Annotated in this window: 3 protein-coding genes; all 3 read left to right on the top strand. The window is 48.3% G+C overall.

Annotated elements, in window-relative coordinates:
- On the top strand, positions 1–634 hold a 634-nt coding region (locus AB4653_RS23260), incomplete at its 5' end, for a FecCD family ABC transporter permease (RefSeq protein ID WP_372105428.1).
- Positions 634–1,605 carry an iron chelate uptake ABC transporter family permease subunit gene (locus AB4653_RS23255; RefSeq protein ID WP_102257569.1) on the top strand — a complete coding sequence of 324 codons (972 nt, stop codon included), beginning with the start codon at positions 634–636 and terminating at the stop codon, positions 1,603–1,605. The genes AB4653_RS23260 and AB4653_RS23255, both read left to right, overlap by 1 nt.
- A gap of 2 nt (positions 1,606–1,607) precedes the next feature.
- On the top strand, positions 1,608–2,372 hold the full coding sequence (gene fecE / locus AB4653_RS23250) for a Fe(3+) dicitrate ABC transporter ATP-binding protein FecE (RefSeq protein WP_102257570.1): 765 nt from the start codon (positions 1,608–1,610) through the stop codon (positions 2,370–2,372).
- Positions 2,373–2,559: the final 187 nt, after the last annotated feature.

Below are 2,559 nucleotides of genomic sequence, written 5' to 3'. Positions count from 1 at the left end.
CCTTAATGCCGTTCTTGGTGCATTGCTAGGCGGTGGTGCTGTGATGCTCCTCGGTGGCTTCTTCTCCGAACGTTCTCATCCGTTACGTTTGGTTTTAGCGGGTATCGCCATTACTGCTTTATTGATTGGGTTAACTCGAGCAGCGTTGATTCTAGCTGATGATATGGCTTATAGCGTGCTGCATTGGCTTACCGGTTCATTGTCTAGCGTGGATGAGGGACAGTGGCAACAGCTTTGGCCGCCAGCAGTGATTGGTTTGGTGTTGGCTGTTAGCCTTGCTCGTAACCTCAACTTATTGGCGCTTGGTGAAGAAGTGGCTGTGGGGTTGGGCAGTAATATCCGGCTTACTCGCCTCATGAGTGGATTGGCTATCGTGTTACTTGCGGGGGCCAGTGTCGCTATCGCTGGTCCCATTGGCTTTGTAGGATTGTTGGTTCCTCATTTGGTTCGGCCCATAGTTGGGCACAATTACCATCTACTGATCCCTATCTCCGCAATGGCTGGTGCAGCATTAGTGTCTTGGTCAGATGCGTTGTCACGATCGATTGCTTTCCCGACTGAAACGCCCGTTGGTGTTATTACAGCCCTACTTGGGACACCTTGTTTTATTTTGATTGCGACGAGGAGATCTTAATGCACCATCACACTAAGATAGTTTTGTTATCAGGGATTCTCATATTAGTGGCATCTGCGGGCTTGTTTGTCGGTGCAGCGTCACTTTCTATTCCTCAAGTCATCGAACATTTGGTCGCCTTTTCCAGTGACGACTTTGTTATCCATCAGTATCGACTACCACGTATGTTACTCGCGATAAGCGTGGGCGCAGGGTTGGGGCTATCTGGCGTATTAGTGCAAGGCGTGATACGTAACCCGTTAGCATCGCCTGATCTTATGGGCATTAGCGCCGGGGCAGGGCTTGCTGCGACAGCGAGTTTAGTTTGGTTCCCCAATGCACCAGTCAGTGTGCTTCCTGTCGTAGCGATGTTCGGTGGGGTACTGGCTGCTGGGCTGATTGCGCTATTGGCATGGTGGTCAAGGCCAACACCCGCCAAGTTGGCCTTGATTGGTATTGCAGTGAGTGCGTTTCTGGCGAGTTGCATCGACTTCTTGCTTGTCACTAACCCCATCGAGATCAACACTGCGATGGTATGGCTAACCGGCAGCCTCTGGGGACGAAACTGGCAGCAAGTTCCCTTTATTTGGGGAGCATTGCTCTTGTTGTTGCCAATGGCATTTTGGCTTGCTTGGCGATTGGATGTGATGGGGCTTGGTGAGGAAAGTGCCACCACATTGGGTACTAAGCCAAAACAGATACAAGCTCTTGCACTATTGGCCGCAGTGTTGCTTGCCAGCGTCAGCGTTTCAGTGGCTGGAACGATCAGTTTTGTGGGTTTATTAGCACCTCACTTAGCGCGCTTGTTGTTTGGGCATAATCATAAGTTGTTAATCCCGGCGTCTGCTCTGGTGGGTGCGATTCTGGTTACTTGTGCCGACGGCTTGGCAAGAGGTCTACAACCACCGATTGAATTACCTGCAGGGGTACTTACTTCTGTCATTGGCGCGCCTTATTTCATATTTCTTCTCTATCGTTATCGAGGTTGGTAACCATGCTAAAAACGCAGAATCTTTCCGTCGCGTACGGCAAACAAACGATCATACCGAACCTTTCGGTGTCCATCCCTAAGGGAAAAATTACTGCCTTAATTGGACCCAATGGATGTGGTAAATCTACCTTGTTAAAGACGTTAGTCAGGATCAATAAGCCGGTGACTGGAGAGGTGTTATTTGAAGACAGACCGTTGTCGAGCTATGGCGATAAAGTGCTCGCGCGTTCGTTGTCGCTTCTGCCGCAAATATTGGTCAGCCCCGAAGGCATCTCGGTCAGAAAATTGGTTGAATATGGCCGCTCTCCTTATGTGTCCCATTGGGGAAAGTTAGGGCAAGAAGACCAAGCGATTGTCGAACAAGCAATGCGTGATACTGGCGTACTTGAGTTTGCTGATAAACCGATTGAGTCACTGTCGGGTGGGCAGCGTCAAAGAGCATGGATAGCGATGATAATAGCGCAAGACACAGATGTCGTGATGTTGGATGAACCGACCACTTATCTTGATATGTCTCACCAAGTTGAATTAATGAACTTGATGCAGCAGATGAATGACAAGGGAAAAACGGTGGTGGTTGTGCTCCATGATCTGAACCAAGCGAGCCGTTACTGCGATCATTTGATCGTTTTAGAAAGAGGAGGTTTAGTGGCTGAAGGCACCCCCGATGAGGTGATGACCGAGACATTGCTGAATGATGTTTTTGATCTCAAAGTGAGCGTATTTCGTGACCCTATATCCAATACGCCGATGTGTGTGGCGATTTAAGCAAATAGCCGATGATTAAAGTTGTCAGTATGGCTTGCTGTGCATCTGGTTAAAATAATCAGAGCGAATCAATTTTTGGTGTTGATTGAGATAGTATTTTGCTATAAAACGCGCATAATCTCGCTATACAACACTTAAAGAAGAAATTACCTATGACGACCTTTCAATACTACTTTCACCAACTGCC

The sequence above is a fragment of the Vibrio sp. 10N.222.48.A3 genome, assembly GCF_041475345.1.
Lineage (GTDB): Bacteria > Pseudomonadota > Gammaproteobacteria > Enterobacterales > Vibrionaceae > Vibrio > Vibrio tasmaniensis_A.
This window is presented reverse-complemented; position numbering and strand designations above follow the sequence as displayed.